Origin of the sequence: Halomonas meridiana, from assembly GCF_009846525.1 — a bacterium.
Lineage (GTDB): Bacteria > Pseudomonadota > Gammaproteobacteria > Pseudomonadales > Halomonadaceae > Vreelandella.
The window spans coordinates 1,611,167-1,631,623 of sequence record NZ_CP024621.1; the positions used below are offsets into that span (position 1 = coordinate 1,611,167).

A 20,457-nucleotide genomic window follows, 5' to 3' on the forward strand; every position below is an offset into this window, starting at 1 on the left:
CATTTGCCTTGTCAGGCATCGCCTTCCACGCGGACGGTAGTGGAAAGCTCAACGCCCTTCAAAATGCCTTCCAGCTGTTGCGTGGGTTGCGGTTCGGGTTCCGGCTCGGGAGCAGGCGCCTGGGGGCCGTACAGCGCCACGAAACGACCATCCGGCGCTTCTACCGCACGCTTGACCTGCTCGTAGTCGATCTCTGCTTGTTCGTCGGCAAGCTCGCTAACGCGCTCGATGGCATTGAGCAATGGCTCGAAATCACCGACGTTCTCTTCGAGTTGCGGATACGACTGCACGAACAGTGTGCCGTCAGCCGCCCAGCCCGCTTTGAACGGCGCATCCATCAGGTTGACCTGAGTGCCGCTAGGCAGGCGCTCGTAGAGTGATTCGATATCTTCAGGATACATACGAATGCAGCCGCGGCTGACGCGCATACCCACGCCATCAGGACGGTTGGTGCCGTGAATCAAGTAGCTCGGCATGGCCAGCAGGATGGCATGGCGGCCAAGCGGGTTGTCGGGCCCCGGTGGAACGATAGAGGGGGCGGGCTCGCCGCGCTCGGCAGCTTCACGACGCATCGAGGCGGGCGGTGCCCAGGCGGGATCTTTGACCTTGACCGTGGTCCGCGTGATGCCCACGGGCGTGGCGAACTCTTCCCGTCCAACGCTCACCGGATAGGTTTCGACGATGCCGGGTTTATCGGCCGGGTAGTAGTAAAGACGCAGCTCGGAGAGATTGACCACCACGCCCTCGCGGGGGGCGGGGGGCAGAATGTAGCGCGCAGGAATCACCACCTCGGTGCCTTCACCCGGTACCCACAGGCTGACGTCTGGATTCGCCATGCGAATCTCTTCGTAGCCGATGTTATGGCGACGGGCAATGTCGATCAGCGTGTCTTCTGGATTCTCGACAGTGACAGTGTAGTACTCGCCGATAATGTCGCCCTGTTCGGGTAGACGGAAGTGGCCGCGGGGCAGCTGTTCCTGGGCATTGGCAACCTGCTCGGCACTAGCGGCGGCATCATCGGTGATCGCCACCGCAGTCTCGGCCTGTTCGGCCGATGGCTGTGCATAGACGGGGCCCACAAGGCTCGCTGCTAGCAATACTGCCAGGCTAGTGGGGCCCCAACGGGTAATGTTGTTACGAATGTTCATGGTCGATCCTAATCAATGTATGCACTGCTGGTACGCATGGTAATGGGCAGCGATGCGTTGCCGATGTGTGCTGCTTAGGTATAAGTTTGCCCCAAGGTTCACGCCGCCGCTACTTTTTGATTGAGGGTCGTCAACAGCGCTTCGATCTTTTCGAAACGCTGTTCGACCGATTCCATTGGAAATTCAAATCGTAAGGTGTCGGAACCATCCAAGCGGTAGTGCTGGGGGGATTTCTGGATCAGAGTGACCAGCGTCAGCGGGTCTACTTGGGTACTGCTATTGAAGATCACTCGGCCACGCTGCTCGCCCGCCTCGATACGAGCGACGCCAAGCTGTTCAGCCCGGTGGCGTAGCTTGGTTTGACGTATCAAGTTCTTCAACGGCTGAGGCAGCAAGCCGAAGCGGTCGATCAGCTCCACCTGAAGCTCTTTCAGCTCGGCATCGGACTGGGTGTTGGCAATGCGCTTGTACATGACCAGGCGCTGCTGCACGTCGTGCAAGTAATCATCGGGGATCAGGGCGGGCAAATTCAGGCTAATCTCGACGCCGGTATTGAAGGGGGCGTCGATGTTGGGCGTTTTGCCTGCGCGTATCGCTTTCACCGCGCGGTCCAGCATCTCCATATAAAGGGTGTAGCCGATGGTTTCCATCTGGCCACTCTGCTCATCGCCCAACAGCTCCCCTGCGCCGCGAATCTCCATGTCGTGGCTCGCCAGGGTGAAGCCTGCGCCGAGATCGTCGGAGGCGCTGATGGCTTCCAGGCGTTTGACCGCGTCCCGGGTCATGGCTTTAGGCGGCGGAGTCAGCAAGTAAGCGTAAGCCTGATGGTGGCTGCGCCCCACACGGCCGCGCAGCTGGTGTAGCTGCGCCAAACCAAATTTATCCGCCCGTTCGATCAAAATGGTATTGGCGCTGGGAACGTCGATGCCCGTTTCGATGATGGTCGAGCACACCAGCACGTTGAAGCGGCGGTGGTAAAAATCGGACATCACGCGCTCCAGGCTGCGCTCCGGTAGCTGGCCGTGGGCGACGGCGACACGGGCTTCCGGCACCAGCTCGCGAATCTGTTCGGCGGCGTTTTCGATGGTTTTGACTTCGTTGTGCAAAAAGTACACCTGACCGCCACGCAGAATTTCCCGCAGCAGTGCCTCTTTGATGACGCTGCTGTCCCGCTGCTGTACGAAGGTTTTGACCGATAGGCGCCGAGCCGGTGGGGTGGCGATGATGGAAAGATCGCGGATGCCGCTCATGGCCATGTTGAGCGTGCGCGGAATCGGCGTGGCCGTCAGCGTGAGAATGTCGATTTCCGCGCGCAGAGTTTTGAGCTTCTCTTTCTGGGCAACGCCGAAACGGTGCTCTTCGTCGATAATCAGCAGGCCCATTTTGGGCAGCTCGACGCTTTTCGACAGCAGCTTGTGGGTGCCGATGACGATGTCGGTCTGGCCGCTTTTGATGCCGTCTAGAGTCTGCGTCATCTCCTTGCCGCCGGTGAAGCGCGAGATCAGGCTAATATTGACGGCGGTATCGGCGAAGCGATCACGGAAGTTCTCGAAGTGTTGCCGCGCCAACAGGGTCGTCGGTACGAGCACCACGACCTGCCGACCCGATTGAACGGCGAGGAAGGCCGCGCGCATGGCCACTTCGGTTTTGCCAAACCCCACATCGCCGCACACGACGCGATCCATCGGCTGAGGCGACACCATGTCGCCGATCACCGCTTCGATGGCGGCTTGCTGGTCGGGGGTTTCCTCGAAAGGGAAGCTGGCGGCAAAGCGCACGTACTCTTCCCCGGGCGTTTCGTAGACCACGCCCTGTTGGGCCTCGCGGCGCGCATAGATGTCGAGCAGCTCGGCGGCGGTATCGCGAATCTTTTCGGCGGCCTTGCGACGGGCTTTCTCCCACTGATCGGAGCCCAGTTTGTGCAGCGGAGCGAGTTCGTCGTCGGCGCCGCTGTAGCGTGAGATGAGATGCAGGCTGTCCACCGGGACGTACAGCTTGGCGCCATCGGCGTAGGAGAGCGCGAGAAACTCATTCGCTTGGCCGCCTGCCTCCAGAGTTTCCAGCCCCAGGTAGCGGCCCACACCGTGGGCTTGGTGAACCACCGGGGCGCCTTCGCGCAGCTCGGATAAGTGACGAACCGCCAGTTCGTTGTCGTCGGTTGCTTTTTCGCGCCGGCGGCTTTGTCGCACCACGTCACCAAACAGTTCGGTTTCACTGATCACCGCGACATCGGGATCGGTGAGCCACAGGCCGCTGCCAACCAGACTTTCGGTGATCGCCATGCGCTCGGTGCCCGCCAGAAATGCCTGGAAACTCTCGCTGTGGGGCAGCGAGAGTCTTAGCGGGGAGAGCACGTCTTCCAGTGCTTCCCGACGCCCACGAGACTCCGCCACGAACAGTACCCGAGTGCGGGGATGTTGCTCCAGGAAGTTCGCCAGCTCGCTCAACGGCTGCTTGGCCCGCGCATTGATCGAGAGAGTAGGCAGCGCTTGCGCCAGTGGGGTCAGCGCGTGGCGCTGGGCCTCGTCCTCGGTGAGCTCCAGGCGCGGTCGCGCTTTGATGGCCGAGAACACCTCGTTGACCGGGAAAAAGGCACGATGGGGCGGCAGAAGAGGGCGTGTTGGATCAACACCGAGGTTGACGTAGCGCGACTCGATGGCCTGCCAATGCTGTTCGGCCGCGTGAAATACCCCGGGTAGCAGGGCAATGCGGGTGTCATCGGTCAGGTGCTCGAACAGAGAGGCCGTCTCATCGAAGAACAGCGGTAGGTACTGCTCTAGCCCGGGCGAGGGGATCGCTTTCAGCGCATCGTTATAGAGCGGACACTGGCGCGGGTCGACGTCGAAGAGCGTTTCGAACTGCTCGCGGAAGCAGGCAATGGCAACGCGACTCAGCGAATATTCGTGGGCGGGCAGCAGCTCGATGGTATCCACTTTGTCCGTGGAGCGCTGGCTGCCCGGATCGAAGTGGCGCAACGTATCGATCTCGTCATCGAAGAGGTCAATGCGGATGGGTTCGTCCATGCCCATGGCAAACAGATCGATGATGGCACCGCGCATGGCGTACTCACCCGGCTCGTAAACGGTCTCGACCGCACGATAGCCTGCTCGGGAGAGCGATTCGCGGAACGTTTCGCGGTTGAGTGTGGCCCCTGCCTTTAGTGTCATCACGCGGCCCGCGATGTAGGAAACCGGGGGCAGGCGCTGCATTAGCGTGTTGATCGGTACGAGCACGATCCCTCGGACGCCATCCTGCAGTAAGCGCAGCGTTCTCAGCCGGGCGGAAATGATGTCCTGGTGCGGCGAGAAACTGTCGTAGGGCAGTGTTTCCCAATCGGGGAAGGGGAGAACGGGCACGCTGCTATAAAACGCCAGATCCTGCTCCAAGCGCTGTGCGCTCGCAGTATTGGGGGTGATCACGAGCAGCGGGGCGCTGGACGCTACCTGAGCCAGCGCTAGGGCCGTCGCACTGCCCGGCGGCGCTTGCATATAGAGCGTGTCGCGAATCCCTTGCGGCTGGGGCGGTTCGAGCAGAGAGAAAGAAGGCATAGTCAAGGTATCGTTTTGCGCAGAAACGGAACTTGAATCATACACGATCAGCCCTGTCAGGCAGAGACCTTCGGGGAAGGCGGAGGTTAAGCGCCATGAGGCACTGCATTATTACCGTTTGTAGTCAATGCCCATTTTCTGTAATACCCCTACATGTTGTGCGACTATCCATTCATTGCGGCCCTCTAATAAGCCCCGGATAATGCCCCGGACATCCCCGTTCATAACTCAATGAGGCCGCACGTGAGTCAGCAAGCGCTCGAAAACGTTTTTCAGGAATGGCAAAACAATGAAGCTCTGGCCGAGCAGATGATCCCGCTGGTGGGTCAGCTTTATCGCCAGAACAATGTTGTGGCCACGATGTTCGGACGCTCTCTGATCAAGCGGTCGGTCATTCGTATTCTCAAAGATCATCGTTTTGTGCGCAAAATCGAGGGCACCGAGCTGTCGGTGGAAGATACCTTCCCCATCGTCAAAGCGATGAGTGAGATGAACTTGGGCCCGGCGCACGTGGACGTAGGCAAGCTAGCGGTCAGCTTCAAGCGTCAGGGCGGCGGCGATCTGAACGCCTTTTTGCGTAAAGAGCTGAGCGAAATCATCGACGGCTATCAGCCGGAAGGCAGCAAAGGCGAGCCGCAAGACGTCGTGCTGTACGGTTTTGGTCGCATTGGCCGCCTGCTGGCGCGGGTCATGGTCGAGAAGGCCGGTGGTGGTAACCTGCTGCGCTTGCGTGCCATCGTAGTGCGTGGCCGCGGCGACGTGTCGAAAGATCTGGAAAAACGGGCGAGCCTGCTACGCCGCGATTCCGTACACGGCCCGTTCGACGGCACCATTTCCGTCGATGCCGATGCACGCACGTTGACCATCAACGGCAACGTGGTGCAGGTGATCTACGCGGACTCCCCCAGTGAGATTGATTACACCGCCTACGATATCCACAATGCGGTCATCGTGGACAATACCGGTATCTGGCGCGATGAAGCGGGCTTGGGGCAGCACTTGGAGTGCAAAGGCGCTGCGAAAGCGCTACTGACCGCGCCGGGCAAAGGCGACATCAAGAATATCGTGTTCGGCATCAACCACGAGACGATTGGTGACAGTGACCGAATCGTCTCGGCGGCCTCGTGCACCACCAATGCCATCGTGCCGGTGCTCAAGGTGTTGAACGATGAGTATGGCGTGGTGACGGGCCATGTGGAGACCGTCCATGCTTATACCAACGACCAAAACCTCATCGACAACTACCACAAAGGCGACCGCCGTGGCCGCAGTGCGGCACTGAACATGGTACTGACCGAAACCGGTGCCGCCAAAGCCGTTGCCAAGGCGCTGCCGGAGCTCGAGGGCAAGCTGACCGGTAACGCGATTCGCGTGCCAACGCCGAACGTCTCCATGGCGATTTTGAATCTGACGTTGGACAAAGGCACCGACGCCGAGGCCCTCAACGACTACCTGCGTCGTATGTCCATCGACTCCGCTTACCAAAAGCAGATCGATTTCGTCGACTCGGCCGAAGTGGTCTCGTCTGATTTCGTCGGAAACCGTCATGCGGGCATCGTCGATGCTAAAGCGACCATCGCCAACGGCAATCACGCCGTGGTGTATGTCTGGTACGACAACGAGTTTGGCTATAGCTGCCAGGTCATTCGTATCCTGCAGCACATGTCCAACGTGCAATTCTTGAAACTTCCGCACTAAGTCTTTGCGGGCATATGCCCTGGACGCACTCATGTAGGGCAGTTGCGCCATTGGCTTGACAAACGCCACCTTCGGGTGGCGTTTTTTGTATCAGAAACAAATGACCTAGAACGGCATATAGCACTTTTGGAGGCCATCAGGGATGTGGTCATTGGCCGCGCTTATCTTTATAATGCGATAGATTTTTCGGGGTGGTTCAAGCGTGCTTGAGCCTGACTGGTAACGATCTGAACAGCAAAACAAGAATTCACTGAACAGAAAATAAGCATTCGAACCCCTTACCTTCGTATATCCGATCCATCAACTGGGCGAGACTATGATCGAAGTCAAAAAAGGCCTGGATCTCCCCATCACGGGAGCGCCCGAGCAGCGTATTGAAGATGCGCAGCCTGTGCGTCACGTGGCAATCCTGGGCACTGACTATGTTGGCATGAAGCCAACCATGGAAGTTCAGGAAGGGGATAAGGTCAAATTAGGCCAGCTTCTCTTCACCGACAAGAAAATCGACGGCGTACGTTTTACGGCGCCTGCCGGTGGTGAAGTAGTCGCTATTAACCGTGGCGAAAAACGACGTTTATTGTCTGTGGTCATTAAAGTCGATGAAAATGAAGAAGCGATGACATTTGCTTCTCATGATCGTGGCGCTTTAGCACAGCTTGATCGTCAAACCGTTGTCGACCAGCTCGTTGAGTCAGGATTGTGGACTGCGCTGCGCACCCGCCCTTTCTCACGTACGCCAGCCATCGATAGCGTTCCTGCCGATATTTTCGTCACCGCCGTGGATACCCATCCGCTGAGCGCTGACCCTGCCTTTATCATCAATGAAAATGCTCAAGCATTCGAAGACGGCCTCAAGGTGCTAACCCGCCTGACCGAGGGCAACGTTTTTCTGTGCACGGGGGCTAACGCTTCCGTACCGGGCAGTGATATCAGCGGCGTCAAGACGGAAAGTTTCGCTGGGCCGCACCCGGCAGGCTTGGTAGGCACGCACATTCACTACCTCTCGCCCGTCGCGCTACATAAAAAAGTGTGGCACATCGGTTATCAGGACGTCATTGCATTCGGTAAGCTGTTTGCCGAAGGTAAGCTGGACATGAGCCGCATCATTGCGGTGGGTGGCCCGCGTGCCCAGAAACCTCGCCTGCTGCGTACCCGTATCGGGGCGAGCACCGAGGAACTCTTGGCAGGTGAAATCATCCAACCGGAAGACACTCGCGTGATTTCTGGCTCGGTCTTCTCTGGCGCTGCCGCAGAAGGCAAGGTGACTTACTTGGGGCGTTTCCACAACCAAGTCAGCTTGCTGGAAGAGGGTAACAAGCGCACCTTTATGGGATGGCTCTCTCCCGGTGCCAACCGCCATTCGGTGATGGGCATCTACCTCTCCAAAATTAAAGGCCTGAGCAACTACGCGCCGACCACCTCTACAAATGGTTCCGAGCGTGCCATGGTGCCGGTGGGTAACTACGAACGCGTCATGCCGTTGGATGTCATGCCAACGCAACTGCTGCGTTCGCTGATTGTGGGCGACATTGAGGTTGCCATGCAGCTTGGGTGTCTTGAGCTGGACGAAGAGGATCTGGCGCTGTGTACCTACGTTTGCCCCGGCAAATACGAGTACGGCCCAATCCTGCGTGACAATCTCACCATGATCGAGAAAGAGGCCTGATGATGGGTATTCGACAAACACTCGATAATCTCGAGCCGCACTTCCATAAAGGTGGTAAGTACGAAAAGTTCTATCCGCTGTACGAAGCGGTAGACACCATTTTCTACTCGCCGCCCAGCGTTGCTAAAACGACCGCGCACGTGCGTGATGGCGTCGACCTGAAACGCATCATGATCACCGTGTGGATGTGTACCTTCCCAGCCATGTTCTTCGGTATGTGGAACGCAGGCTGGCAGGCGAACACCGCTATCGAAGCGGGCTATGCCTCCATGAACGGCTGGCGCGAAGCCATCATGATGACCCTCGCGGGCGGTCATGATCCGAGCAGCCTGTGGGCGAACTTCGTTCTCGGCGCGACTTACTTCCTGCCCATCTACTTGGTGACCTTCGCCGTGGGTGGTTTCTGGGAAGTGATGTTCGCCATCAAGCGCGGCCACGAAGTCAACGAAGGCTTCTTCGTGACCTCTGTGCTGTTTGCGCTGATTCTGCCGGCCACGATTCCGCTTTGGCAGGTTGCCTTGGGCATTACCTTTGGTGTCGTGATCGGTAAAGAGATCTTCGGCGGCACGGGTAAGAACTTCTTGAACCCTGCGCTGACCGGCCGTGCCTTCCTCTACTTCGCGTATCCGGCGCAAATCTCCGGTGACGCGGTATGGGTAGCAGCCGACGGTTACACGGGTGCGACAGCGCTCTCCATGGCGTTCCAAGATGGCATGTCCGCACTGACCGATACCTACAGCTGGTGGGATGCCTTCCTGGGCTTCATTCCCGGTTCCGTGGGTGAAGTCTCGACGCTGGCGATCCTGATCGGTGCTGCAGTCCTGCTGTGGACCAAGATTGCCAACTGGCGCATCATGCTGGGCGTTTTCCTAGGCATGGTGATCACCAGCACGCTGTTCAACCTGATCGGTTCTGATACCAACCCGATGTTCGCGATGCCCTGGTACTGGCACCTCGTCATCGGTGGCTTTGCCTTCGGTATGGTGTTCATGGCGACCGACCCCGTGTCGGCTGCGATGACCAACCAAGGTCGCCTGGTGTTCGGTGCACTGATCGGTGTCATGACCGTGCTGATCCGCGTGGTGAACCCGGCGTTCCCGGAAGGCATCATGCTGGCCATCCTGTTCGCCAACCTGTTTGCGCCGCTGATTGACCACTTCTTCGTCCAGGCCAATGTGAAGCGCCGTCTCAAGCGTACTGGCGTACCGGCCGAGGAGACTGCCTAATGGCACAAGGTAACAACTCCATCAAGAAAGTCCTGATCGTAGCGTTCTCGCTGTGCATCGTGTGCTCGGTCATCGTTTCGACGGCGGCCGTAGCACTGCGCCCAGCGCAGCAGCTCAATCAGGAGCTGGACCGTAAAACCAACATCCTCAACGTGGCGCGTCTTTACGAGCCGGGTATGGATGTTGAAGAAGCGTTCAGCAACCAGATCACTGCGCGCGTCGTCGAACTCGAGACCGGTGACTACACCGATCAGTTCGATCCCGAGACCTTCGATGGTTTCGAAGCTGCGCGTGACCCGGCCACTGGCCGCACGCTGTCTGGCGACCGTGACATCGCGGGCCTGACGCAGGTGGAAAACTTCGCGACCGTGTATCTGGTCGGCGATGCTGAAAACCCCGATCAGATCGTTCTGCCCATTCGTGGTCAGGGCCTCTGGGGTCGTATGATGGGCTTCCTCTCCGTTGAAGGTGACGGTAACACCATCGTCAGTATTACGTACTACGACCACGCGGAAACGCCGGGTCTGGGTGCCGAAGTGAACAACCCGCGCTGGCAAGCCCAATGGGAAGGTAAAGAGATTTACAGCGAAGAGGGCGACCTCTCTCCTGAAATCCACCTGACCAAAGGCGGTGCGAGTAACGAGCACGAAGTCGATGCGCTCTCCGGGGCCACGCTGACCAGTAACGGCGTGACCAACATGCTGCAGTTCTGGCTGAGTGAAGAGGGCTTTGCGCCTTACCTGGCTAAATTCCGCAGCGGAACCGAGCCATCAGACGCCGAAGACACCGAGACTGACTTCGACGACGTTGAGGGGGCCTGATCATGGCGGATGTAAATGCAAAAGGCGTTTTGACGGCGCCGATTTTCAAGAACAACCCCATTGCGCTTCAGATTCTGGGGATCTGTTCTGCTCTGGCGGTCACCACCAGCATGAGCGTGTCGCTGGTCATGGCGCTGGCGGTTATCTTCGTAACATCTTTCTCGAACTTGTTCGTATCGCTGATTCGGAACCACATTCCGTCCTCGATCCGTATCATCGTTCAGATGACCATCATTGCCTCGCTCGTTATCGTGGTCGACCAGATCCTCAAAGCCTATGCTTACGAAATGTCTAAGCAGCTGTCGGTGTTCGTCGGTCTGATCATCACAAACTGCATCGTAATGGGCCGCGCGGAAGGTTTCGCGATGTCCAATACGCCGGGCATGTCGTTCCTGGACGGTATCGGTAACGGCTTGGGCTACGGTTTCGTTCTGATGGTCGTTGGTTTCGTTCGTGAGCTGCTGGGTGCGGGTAGCATCTTCGGCTTCACGGTCCTGCCGACCATCCAGAACGGTGGCTGGTACGTGCCGAACGGTCTGCTGCTGCTGCCGCCTTCTGCCTTCTTCATCATCGGTCTGTTGATCTGGGTACTGCGCTCCGTCAACCCCGAGCAGGTAGAAGAGAACGAGTTCAAGATGAAGCACAACACCAAGCCGAAGGAGGCCGTGTAACATGGAACACTATCTGAGCCTTTTCGTTGCTTCGGTATTCGTCGAGAACATGGCACTTGCCTTCTTCCTGGGCATGTGTACGTTCCTAGCGGTATCCAAGAAGGTGTCTTCTGCCATTGGCCTCGGCATCGCCGTTATCGTCGTACTGACGATCACGGTACCGGTCAATAACCTGGTATTCACGTACCTGCTGCAAGAAGGCGCGCTGACCTGGACCGGCATTAGCGGTGCTGAAAACATCGACCTGTCATTCCTGGGTCTGCTCTCGTACATCGGTGTCATCGCGGCGCTGGTACAGATCATGGAAATGTTCCTTGATAAGTACGTGCCGTCGCTCTACAACGCACTGGGTGTCTTCCTGCCGCTGATTACCGTTAACTGCGCCATCCTCGGTGGCGTACTGTTCATGGTGGAGCGTAGCTACAACTTTGGCGAAGCCGTGGTTTATGGCTTCGGTGCGGGTACCGGTTGGGCGCTAGCGATTGCGGCCCTGGCGGGTATTCGTGAAAAGCTGAAGTACAGCGACGTGCCGGGCGGTCTGCAGGGTCTTGGCATTACGTTTATCACCGTTGGCTTGATGTCACTGGGCTTCATGTCCTTCTCTGGCATTCAGCTTTAATCGGAGCCGGTTTTCTCGGCAGCCCAGGCTGCCGAGGTACAGAAAACCTTCAGCAATAGGAAACCGACATGGTTGATACATCTGTCATCTTGCTCGGTGTTGTCATGTTCACGGTCATCGTCATTAGTTTGACGGCGATCATTCTGGCAGCGCGCAGCAAGCTAGTGAGTAGCGGGGACGTGACGATCGAAGTCAACGGCGACCCCGAGCACACCCTGAAGACCCAAGCCGGCGGCAAGCTACTGAACACCCTGGCGGCCAACGGTATCTTCCTCTCTTCTGCCTGTGGCGGCGGCGGTTCCTGCGCCCAGTGTAAGTGCCGGGTCGAAGAGGGCGGCGGTTCTATCCTGCCGACCGAAGAGTCGCACTTCACCATGCGTGAGAAGAAAGAAGGCTGGCGCCTCTCTTGTCAGGTTCCTGTAAAGCAGGACATGAAAGTAGAAGTGCCGGAAGAAGTCTTCGGCGTGAAGAAGTGGGAAACCGAAGTAACGGCCAACCCGAACGTCGCAACCTTCATCAAGGAGCTCAACCTGAAGCTGCCTGAAGGCGAAGAAGTAGCTTTCCGCGCCGGTGGTTACGTTCAGCTCGTTGCACCGCCCTACGACATCAAGTTCTCAGACTTCGATATCGAAGAAGAGTACCGTGGCGACTGGGAAAAGTTTGGCCTGTTCGACATTTCCCATAAGAACAACGAGGAAATCATCCGCGCCTACTCCATGGCGAACTACCCGGAAGAGAAAGGTCTCCTCAAGTTCAACATTCGTATCGCGACGCCGCCTCCTGGCACCAGCCATCCGCCGGGCCTGATGTCGACTTACGTCTTCAGCCTGAAGCCGGGTGACAAAGTGACCGTCATGGGGCCGTTTGGTGAGTTCTTTGCCAAAGACACCGATGCCGAGATGGTCTTCATCGGGGGTGGTGCGGGCATGGCACCGATGCGTAGCCACATCTTCGACCAGCTCAAGCGTTTGAAGTCGGATCGTAAGATCTCGTTCTGGTACGGTGCGCGCTCCTGGCGTGAGACCTTCTACAACGAAGAGTACGATCAGCTGGCAGAAGAGTTCCCGAACTTCGAGTGGCATCTGGCGCTGTCCGATCCGCAGCCGGAAGACAACTGGGAAGGCCCGACGGGCTTCATCCACAACGTGCTGTACGAAAACTATCTGAAGGACCACCCGGCGCCTGAAGATTGTGAGTACTACATGTGTGGGCCGCCCATGATGAACGCTTCCGTTATCAAGCTGCTGCTGGATATGGGGGTCGAGCCGGAAAACATCCTGTTGGATGACTTCGGCGGCTAATGTCGCGTCAGCGTGCGTTAGAAACGGGGCTAGCCTTAGGGCTAGCCCCGTTTGTTTTTGAGGTGATGGGAACGCACATCGTGTGGAAATTGCCTCGAATGCCTGATCATTTTGCATCGGCTAGGGTACAATAGGCGGTAACTTTTAAGGCACTTATCGGCGCAATGACTGTCGGCAGGTAAGGCACTTAACGCAATGCTGGGAGGACCACATGGCAATTTGGCTACTGGTATTTGGTTTTATGGCGCTGATCATGGGTGCCATGGCCGTCGGTGTACTGATGGGGCGTAAACCCATCGCAGGTTCCTGCGGCGGGTTGAACCAAATTGGTATGAAGGATGGCTGCGATATCTGCGGTGGCAAAGACGATGTTTGCGAAGAAGAGAACCGCAAACGCGGTAGTCTGCGCCGTCGTAGCGATGAAAGTCGCGGGGCAGACCTGGGCTACGATGTCACACGCCGTTAAGCCCCATCGTGCCGTTATTCACTCATGATGTACGCGCACACATACGTCGAACGCTCGCTTAACCGCGGGCGTTTACGTATGCGCTGACGAAAATGTAAGGGAACAAGGAGATCCAATCCGTATGGCGGTTCACAATTACGATGTCGTGGTTATCGGTACCGGCCCCGCCGGAGAAAGCGCTGCCATCAATGCTGCCAAACACGGTATGCGGGTGGCGATCATTGAGAAACAGGCCCAAGTAGGCGGTAACTGCACTCACTGGGGCACTATCCCATCCAAAGCGCTGCGCCATCAGGTCAAGCAGATCATGGCGTTCAACACCAACCGCATGTTCCGCGATATCGGTGAGCCGCGCTGGTTCTCTTTCCCTAAAGTCATGGAGCGCTCGCGTGGCACGATCGACAAACAGGTCGAAATGCGCACCACCTTTTATGCGCGCAACCGCATCGATCTCTTTCACGGTGTGGCGCGCTTCAAAGACGAGCACACCGTCGTGGTTCGCGACCGCCAAGAGGGCATGGAAGAGCTAGTGGCCAAAAAAATCGTCATCGCCACCGGCTCACGCCCTTATCGCCCGGCGGATATCAACTTCCGTCACCCGCGCATCTATTGCTCCGATACCATCCTAAGCCTTTCCCATACTCCGCGTACGCTGGTGATCTTTGGCGCTGGTGTCATCGGCTGTGAGTACGCCTCCATTTTCTCGGGCCTGGGCGTCAAAGTCGATCTGATCAACAACCGCGATAGCCTGCTGTCGTTCTTGGACGACGAGATCAGCGATGCGCTCTCGTACCATCTACGCAAGCACGGTGTATTGATTCGTCACAACGAAGAGTACGAGAGCGTCGAGGGCGACGAGGCCGGGGTCGTGGTACGCCTCAAATCCGGCAAGAAAATTCGCGCCGATGCGTTCCTCTGGGCCAATGGCCGGACCGGTAATACTGACAGTTTAGGGCTTGAGAACATCGGACTAGAAGCCAACGGCCGAGGCCAGCTCAGCGTCGATGAACACTACCGGACGTCGATTCCGCATATTTATGCGGCAGGGGATGTGATTGGTTGGCCAAGCCTTGCCAGCGCCGCCTACGACCAGGGTTTGAACTCGTGTAACGAGCTGCTGGAAAAAGAGTACCGCTTCGTTAGCGATGTGCCGACCGGTATCTATACCATTCCCGAGATCAGCTCCTTTGGCCCCAACGAGCGCGAGTTGACCGAAGCCAAAGTGCCCTACGAAGTGGGCAAGGCGTTCTTCAAAGATACCGCCCGCGCGCAGATTACCGGCGATACCGTGGGCATGCTCAAGATCTTGTTCCACCAAGACACGCTAGAGATTTTGGGTATCCACTGCTTTGGTGACCAAGCCTCGGAGATTCTGCATATCGGCCAAGCGATCATGCAGCAAGAGGGCGAAGCGAATACGCTCAAGTACTTCGTGAATACGACCTTCAACTACCCAACCATGGCCGAAGCCTACCGGGTGGCGGCGCAAAATGGCTTAAACCGCGTCTTTTGATCGGCCACACGAAGGGGGCGTTATGCCCCCTTCGTGTTTTTTCAAGCATCGCTTTCCGAAACCATAACCTCTATAGCGATTCCAGCAGCTGCTGGGCGCGAGGCTGCCATTCGCCTTCTAATGAAGCGGCCTGGCTAAGTGATTCCCTGGCGGCGGCGGTGTCCTCTTGCTGAAGCTGCAAGATGGCGAGGTTCAACCACGCGGCACCCATGTTCGGGTCAATCTGTGTGGCGTTTTCAAACGCAGCTAACGCTGCCTCGGGTTCCTGTGTTGCGTAAAGCGCGTTGCCCAGAGCGAACTGGCCCATCGGGTTCTGCGGGAAGCGCTCGGCGAATGCCTGCCAGCTACTCAGCGTTGTGTCGGGGCCGTGCTGCTCTTCAAAGGCGCTAATCGCTTCCAAGGCATTGCGCGCGGTCACGCCCTCCGGCAGGCTGCCCGGCTCGCTGACCACAAAGCCCCAGCGCTCAGTGCGCGCCCAGGTAGCATCAAAACGGCTAAACGACAGGGTATGCCGCTCGATCTCACCGCTGCGCAGTATCAGCGCCTCGTTGGGCAAATCAAAGCCAATGGCCACCGCATAGTGCCACATGGGAAAGGCGGGCAGGGCGAGGTTCTGCATCACGACGACCGGGTTGCCTGCTTCCAGGTGCGCGAGCAGAGCATCCATGGTACCTCGGATGGGAATTGCCAGCCGTTCGTAGCGGCGTACCGTGGCCAACATTTCCGGCTGCACGCTGCCATCACGCCCAGGCAAGAATACCTGAGGAATTAGCTCGTCTAAGCTAACCTCGACGCCCTCGTAATTGAGTACCATGGCCAGGGTCGCCGGGCCGCACTGGTACTCGGTTTGGGCGAAAAACGGCACATCGGTAAGCTCGGTTTGCGGGGCCAGGCTCGATCTAGTGCTCTCTAACAGTACCGGGCTGCGGGCGCAGCCGGTGAGCATTACGATCAGCAGGCTTAACAGTAAAACGCCCGCAGAGCGGGCGTTGACGGAGCGATTCATCACTGCAGACGACTTAGCGAGTGAACGGGTAAACATCGGTCAGACCAAGAATATCCGTTACCAGCAGAATCACGAACACCGCGAACAGCGCTCCTACCACACCGGCACCGGCAGGCAGTTGTTCGAGCTGTTGTGCCATTTGCTGAGCTTCGGCATCGCTAAGGGCCGCCACACGGGCTTCGACGTCGGCAGGATTGACACCCTGCTTTAGCAGCTGATCCTGCACATCGGCACGGGCGAGGATTTCATTGATACGCTCGCGATCAGCGCCGGCACGGTCGCCTGCTAAAACAGACTGCGTCGATACCAAGTCCATGCCTTGCGGGGCGGTCGGGGCTGCCACGACGGGCAGGCTGGCGAACACTAACGCAATCATCAAAAGGGTCGAGAGGTAAGCACGCACTGTTTTCATCGTCTTCATCCTTAGACTTATCAGGGAGCAGGCCATGAATGACCTAGCAAGTAGTATAGAAACAAACAGATGCGGTTTTAAGGCAAAAATGCAAAGTGCTAATTATTTGCACTAATGCGATAGGTCCAAGGGGTTTCGGCCAGAATGCCTTTAGCACCCGCCATAGTCATGGCCAGATCGTGAAGCCCCGGCCAAAGCGGCACGGCAGAGGCGCCTTTTACCGCTAAATCCAAGCGCTGGGCCATCAGCAATAGTTTGTGCAGCCGCTTCATGGAAAGGCGGCCAATGGCTTTTTGATATGCCGGACGGCGCTTATCGAAAATCATCGGCTTTTGGGTTTTGCAGGCGTGCTCGAAACTCTGCCCCTGATCCAGATGCTGATGTAGCGATAGTAGGGTGCGCAGCTCACGCGTCAGTGCCCATAGGACGATCGGCGCTTCCACGCCTTCGCTTTTCAGGCCGTTGACGATCCTAGAGGCACGGCTGGGCTCGCCCTTCAAGCAGGCATCCGCCAGATTGAAGACGTCAAAGCGGGTGCTGTCCTCCACGCCCTGGGCAATGTGTTCGACGTTGAGTCGAGTGTTGGCCGGGTAGATCAGCGCTAGCTTCTGTAGCTCTTGATCCGCCGCCAACAGGTTGCCTTCGGTACGCTCACCCAGCAGCCGGGCCGCTTCGAGATCGATCTGCAGGCCGTGATGCGAGGCTCTATCCCGCAGCCAGTAGCCAAGGCGCGAGGCATCGACCGGCCACACGGGTACGAACAAGCCGTGCTTGTCCAACGCTTTGAACCAGGCGCTCTTCTGCTGCTTGGCATCCACCTTACCCATGCTGACCAGCAGCAGGTCATCGCTGCCGTCCATCATGTCTGCGTACTGCGCCAGCGCTTTGGTGCCTTCCTGCCCCAGTTTTTGATTGCCCAAACGCAGTTCTAACAGCTTGTTGGAGGCAAACAGCGAGAGGTTGCTGGCGGTTTCCAAGAGCCGTCCCCAGGCAAAGTTGGGCTCCACGTCCAGCACTTCCCGCTCTTCGATGCCCGCCTGGCGAGCGGCGGCACGCACTGCATCGCAGGCATCGCGATGCTGTAGCGGCTCGTCACCCGCCACGATCACCGCTTTCGGCAGCTTCTTGGCCAGGGCGGCAGGCAGTTGATCGGCAAATACCTTCACCGCAACGCCTCGAGATTGGCCAACCGCTCTACGATGCGCTGGGCGAGCTGGCGGGTCAGTGTCTGCTCCGCTTCCTGGAAAAGGGTTTCCCGATTCAGCAGATCGTCATCGCTGACGCGAATGCGCGTGCTGGTCGCCACCGTGGCATTGTTCAATGCGTAAGCGCTGGTGTCCCACTGCTGCACCGACAGCGACGTGCTTAGCGTTAGTTCATGCTCACGGCTTGCGCGGCCATCGGTGCCAATGCGCCGCTCCTGCAGTGACGGTGTGCCCAGCGTTACGCGCCACGGCGCGCTGCTCTCAACGTCCGTGCCTAACTGCTGTAAGCGCGTGCGAAGCTGCTGAGCGAGAGCGCTGTTGTCATCGCCCTCTAGCGAAAGCGCGGGCAGGCGTGGCATGGATTCCGAGCCGCGCAGGCGGAACCCACAGCCACTGAGCAGCACCGCCGCTGAAGCGGCGATGCTGAGGGTCAAAAAGCGACGGCGATTCATCCACTCACCACAATGTTAACCAGCTTGCCGGGCACCACGATCACCTTACGAACCGTTTTGCCTTCCAAATGGCGCTGGACGTTTTCGTTTTCCATCGCCAGTTGCTCAATGGCGGCTTTGTCGGCGCTGGCCGGGGCTTCCAGGCGGGCGCGCAGTTTACCGTTCACCTGTACCACCAGCTCGATGCTGTCGCGGGTCAGGGCGGCTTCGTCTACTTTCGGCCACTGGGCTTCAATGGCGGGCTGCTCATGGCCCAACTGCTGCCACAGGGTGTGGCACAGGTGCGGGGTAATCGGAGCCAGCAGCAGCACGCAGGCTTCCAGCGCTTCACGGCTAACCGCGAGGCCCAGTTCAGAGGTATCGTCGAATTTAGCGACCGCGTTAGAAAGCTCCATCACAGCCGCAATGGCGGTGTTGAACGTGGTGCGGCGGCCAATATCGTCGCTGGCTTTCTTGATGGTTTCGTGGGTTTTGCGACGCAACGCTTTTTGATCGTCGTTGAGTGCATCGACGTTCAGCGTGCCCGGCGTGCCCGCTTCCAGGTGCTCGCTCACCTGACGCCAGATGCGCTTCAGGAAGCGGTGTGCGCCTTCGACGCCAGAATCCGACCACTCCAGCGACTGCTCAGGCGGGGCGGCAAACATCATGAACAGGCGCACGGTGTCGGCACCGAACTTGTCGATCATCGACTGCGGATCCACGCCGTTGTTCTTCGACTTGGACATCTTCTCGATGCCGCCCATTTCAACGGGCTGGCCGTCGCTCATCAAAATGGCGCTCAGCGGGCGGCCTTTCTCATCGCGCTTCACTTCCACATCGGCGGGGTTGAACCACTCTTTACCGCCGTTATCTTTAATGCGGTAGAAGGTTTCCGCGATCACCATGCCTTGGGTGAGCAGCTGCTGGAACGGCTCGTCGGAATCGACCATGCCGAAATCGCGCAGCAGCTTGTGGAAGAAGCGGGCGTAGAGCAGGTGCAGAATGGCGTGTTCGATACCGCCAATGTAGAGATCCACCGGCAGCCAGTAGTTGGCGCGCTCGTCCAGCATGGCTTCGTGGTTATCCGCACAGCAGAAGCGGGCGAAGTACCAGGAGGACTCCATGAAGGTATCGAAGGTGTCGGTTTCACGCACCCAGCCATCGCCCAGCTCGGAGAACTCCGGCATCTTCTTCAGCGGCGAGCCAGAGGCATCCACGGTGACTTCCATGGGCAGCGCGACGGGCAGCTCGTCATCGGAGAGCGGCACGGTTTGACCTTCCGGGCCGTACTTCACCGGAATCGGCGCGCCCCAGTAACGCTGGCGGGCAATACCCCAATCACGCAGGCGATAGTTGGTTTTCACTTCGCCACGGCCAAGCTCGGCCAGTTTGGCGGCAATGGCATTGAACGCGGCTTGGAATTCCAGGCCATCGAACTCGCCGGAATTAATCAGCGTACCGTGCTCGGTGTAAGCGCCTTCAGAGATATCCGGCGTATTGCCGTGCTCGTCGGCCACTACCGGCTTCAGCTCAACGCCGTACTTGGTGGCAAATTCCCAGTCGCGCTGGTCGTGGGCGGGTACGGCCATGACCGCGCCGGTGCCGAACTCCATCAGCACGAAGTTAGCCACGAATACCGGCACTTCTTCACCGCTTAACGGGTGAATGGCCTTATGGCCCGTGGCCATGCCCAGCTTCTCTTTGGTGGCCATTTCCGCTTCAGAGGTGCCGCCTTTGGCACACTCTTCACAGAACGCCGCCAACTCGCTGCTCTGCTCGGCGGCCTGTTTCGCCAGCGGGTGACCAGCGGCCACGGCCACGTAGGTCACGCCCATCAGCGTATCCGGGCGGGTGGTGTACACCGCCAGCGGCTCGCAGGCGCTGCCATCGGCGGCTTTAATATCAAAGCTCAGCTCGACGCCACGGGATTTACCAATCCAGTTGCGCTGCATGGTTTTGACCTGCTCGGGCCACTCGACGTTATCTAAATCCGCCAGCAGCTCATCGGCGTAGTCGGTAATCTTCAAGAACCACAGCGGGATCTCTTTACGCTCCACCGGCGCGCCGGAACGCCAGCCGCAGCCGTCGATGACCTGTTCGTTGGCGAGGACGGTTTGATCGACAGGGTCCCAGTTCACCGTGGACATCTTCTTGTACACCAAGCCTTTTTCCACCAGCTTGGTGAAGAACCACTGCTCCCAGCGGTAGTAGCTGGTATCGCAGGTGGCGAATTCGCGGCTCCAGTCGTAGGCAAAGCCCAATGCCTTCAACTGGTTGCGCATGTAATCGATGTTTTGATAGGTCCACTTGGCGGGTGGCACCTGGTTTTGAATCGCGGCATTCTCCGCCGGCATCCCGAACGCATCCCAGCCCATGGGCTGCATGACATTTTTACCCTGCATGCGCTGGAAACGTGAGACAACGTCGCCGATAGTGTAATTACGCACGTGGCCCATGTGCAGCTTGCCGCTGGGGTAGGGGAACATGGATAGGCAGTAGAACTTTTCGCGGTTGGCGTCTTCTACGGCTTTAAAGCACTGGTGTTTGTCCCAGTACTGCTGAGCATCACGTTCGATATCACGGGGGCTGTAATGTGCGTCCATCGGTGTTTTCAATGCCTTGGGGTCATTCGCCCAAAAAGGGCGCAAAGTGAATAGTAGATGACGACTGTCAGATAAGTAGCGTCGATTGTATCCTATGCAGGTGTATCCTTGAACGGCTAGCCG

The 20,457-nt window shown here is 58.1% G+C and carries 16 protein-coding genes; 9 read left to right on the forward strand and 7 right to left on the reverse strand.

Features of this window, described 5'->3' with window-relative positions:
• Positions 1 to 11: 11 nt before the first annotated feature.
• Together CTT34_RS07800 and mfd are read right to left on the reverse strand one after the other, a co-directional pair.
• The gene (locus CTT34_RS07800) at positions 12 to 1,148 is read right to left on the reverse strand and encodes a L,D-transpeptidase family protein (RefSeq protein WP_159341920.1); all 1,137 of its coding nucleotides are present in this window, start codon (positions 1,146 to 1,148) and stop codon (positions 12 to 14) included.
• 98 nt (positions 1,149 to 1,246) lie between these two features.
• The gene (gene mfd, locus CTT34_RS07805; RefSeq protein WP_174788520.1) at positions 1,247 to 4,696 is read right to left on the reverse strand and encodes a transcription-repair coupling factor; all 3,450 of its coding nucleotides are present in this window, start codon (positions 4,694 to 4,696) and stop codon (positions 1,247 to 1,249) included.
• Positions 4,697 to 4,939: 243 nt separating this feature from the next.
• Between mfd and CTT34_RS07810 the strand changes: the two genes are divergently transcribed.
• The 9 genes from CTT34_RS07810 to sthA all read left to right on the forward strand — a co-directional run bounded on the left by CTT34_RS07810 (position 4,940) and on the right by sthA (position 14,677).
• The gene (locus CTT34_RS07810) at positions 4,940 to 6,394 is read left to right on the forward strand and encodes a glyceraldehyde-3-phosphate dehydrogenase (RefSeq protein WP_159341922.1); all 1,455 of its coding nucleotides are present in this window, start codon (positions 4,940 to 4,942) and stop codon (positions 6,392 to 6,394) included.
• A gap of 316 nt (positions 6,395 to 6,710) precedes the next feature.
• Entirely contained in the window at positions 6,711 to 8,060 is a 1,350-nt protein-coding gene (locus CTT34_RS07815; protein ID WP_159341923.1) for a Na(+)-translocating NADH-quinone reductase subunit A, read from the forward strand.
• Positions 8,060 to 9,286, forward strand: coding sequence for an NADH:ubiquinone reductase (Na(+)-transporting) subunit B (locus tag CTT34_RS07820; protein WP_159341924.1), 1,227 nt, complete (start codon positions 8,060 to 8,062; stop codon positions 9,284 to 9,286). The genes CTT34_RS07815 and CTT34_RS07820 overlap by 1 nt, the downstream gene beginning before the upstream one ends.
• Entirely contained in the window at positions 9,286 to 10,107 is an 822-nt protein-coding gene (locus tag CTT34_RS07825) for a Na(+)-translocating NADH-quinone reductase subunit C (RefSeq protein ID WP_159341925.1), read from the forward strand. Before CTT34_RS07820 ends, CTT34_RS07825 begins: the two co-directional genes overlap by 1 nt.
• 2 nt (positions 10,108 to 10,109) lie before the next feature.
• Positions 10,110 to 10,778, forward strand: coding sequence for an NADH:ubiquinone reductase (Na(+)-transporting) subunit D (locus tag CTT34_RS07830; protein ID WP_120387062.1), 669 nt, complete (start codon positions 10,110 to 10,112; stop codon positions 10,776 to 10,778).
• 1 nt (position 10,779) lies between these two features.
• Positions 10,780 to 11,397 (forward strand): NADH:ubiquinone reductase (Na(+)-transporting) subunit E, encoded by a 618-nt coding sequence (gene nqrE, locus CTT34_RS07835; protein ID WP_044628064.1) that lies wholly within the window; start codon positions 10,780 to 10,782, stop codon positions 11,395 to 11,397.
• Positions 11,398 to 11,465: 68 nt separating this feature from the next.
• Positions 11,466 to 12,698, forward strand: a complete 1,233-nt coding sequence (nqrF, locus tag CTT34_RS07840; RefSeq protein ID WP_159341926.1) for an NADH:ubiquinone reductase (Na(+)-transporting) subunit F — start codon at positions 11,466 to 11,468, stop codon at positions 12,696 to 12,698.
• A 211-nt stretch (positions 12,699 to 12,909) separates the two neighbouring features.
• Positions 12,910 to 13,164, forward strand: coding sequence for a (Na+)-NQR maturation NqrM (nqrM, locus tag CTT34_RS07845; RefSeq protein WP_159341927.1), 255 nt, complete (start codon positions 12,910 to 12,912; stop codon positions 13,162 to 13,164).
• Positions 13,165 to 13,285: 121 nt separating this feature from the next.
• Positions 13,286 to 14,677 (forward strand): Si-specific NAD(P)(+) transhydrogenase, encoded by a 1,392-nt coding sequence (gene sthA / locus CTT34_RS07850; protein ID WP_159341928.1) that lies wholly within the window; start codon positions 13,286 to 13,288, stop codon positions 14,675 to 14,677.
• A 70-nt stretch (positions 14,678 to 14,747) separates the two neighbouring features.
• On the opposite strand, the gene CTT34_RS07855 is transcribed toward sthA, so the two are convergent.
• The 5 genes from CTT34_RS07855 to leuS form a co-directional block, all read right to left on the reverse strand.
• Entirely contained in the window at positions 14,748 to 15,719 is a 972-nt protein-coding gene (locus CTT34_RS07855) for a PA2778 family cysteine peptidase (protein ID WP_159341929.1), read from the reverse strand.
• On the reverse strand, positions 15,697 to 16,095 hold the full coding sequence (locus CTT34_RS07860; RefSeq protein ID WP_159341930.1) for a PA2779 family protein: 399 nt from the start codon (positions 16,093 to 16,095) through the stop codon (positions 15,697 to 15,699). Before CTT34_RS07860 ends, CTT34_RS07855 begins: the two co-directional genes overlap by 23 nt.
• A gap of 98 nt (positions 16,096 to 16,193) precedes the next feature.
• Positions 16,194 to 17,261, reverse strand: coding sequence for a DNA polymerase III subunit delta (gene holA, locus CTT34_RS07865; protein ID WP_159341931.1), 1,068 nt, complete (start codon positions 17,259 to 17,261; stop codon positions 16,194 to 16,196).
• Positions 17,258 to 17,752 carry an LPS-assembly lipoprotein LptE gene (locus CTT34_RS07870; protein ID WP_159341932.1) on the reverse strand — a complete coding sequence of 165 codons (495 nt, stop codon included), beginning with the start codon at positions 17,750 to 17,752 and terminating at the stop codon, positions 17,258 to 17,260. Before CTT34_RS07870 ends, holA begins: the two co-directional genes overlap by 4 nt.
• Positions 17,749 to 20,334, reverse strand: coding sequence for a leucine--tRNA ligase (leuS, locus tag CTT34_RS07875; RefSeq protein ID WP_159341933.1), 2,586 nt, complete (start codon positions 20,332 to 20,334; stop codon positions 17,749 to 17,751). The genes CTT34_RS07870 and leuS overlap by 4 nt, the downstream gene beginning before the upstream one ends.
• Between the last annotated feature and the right edge of the window lie 123 nt (positions 20,335 to 20,457).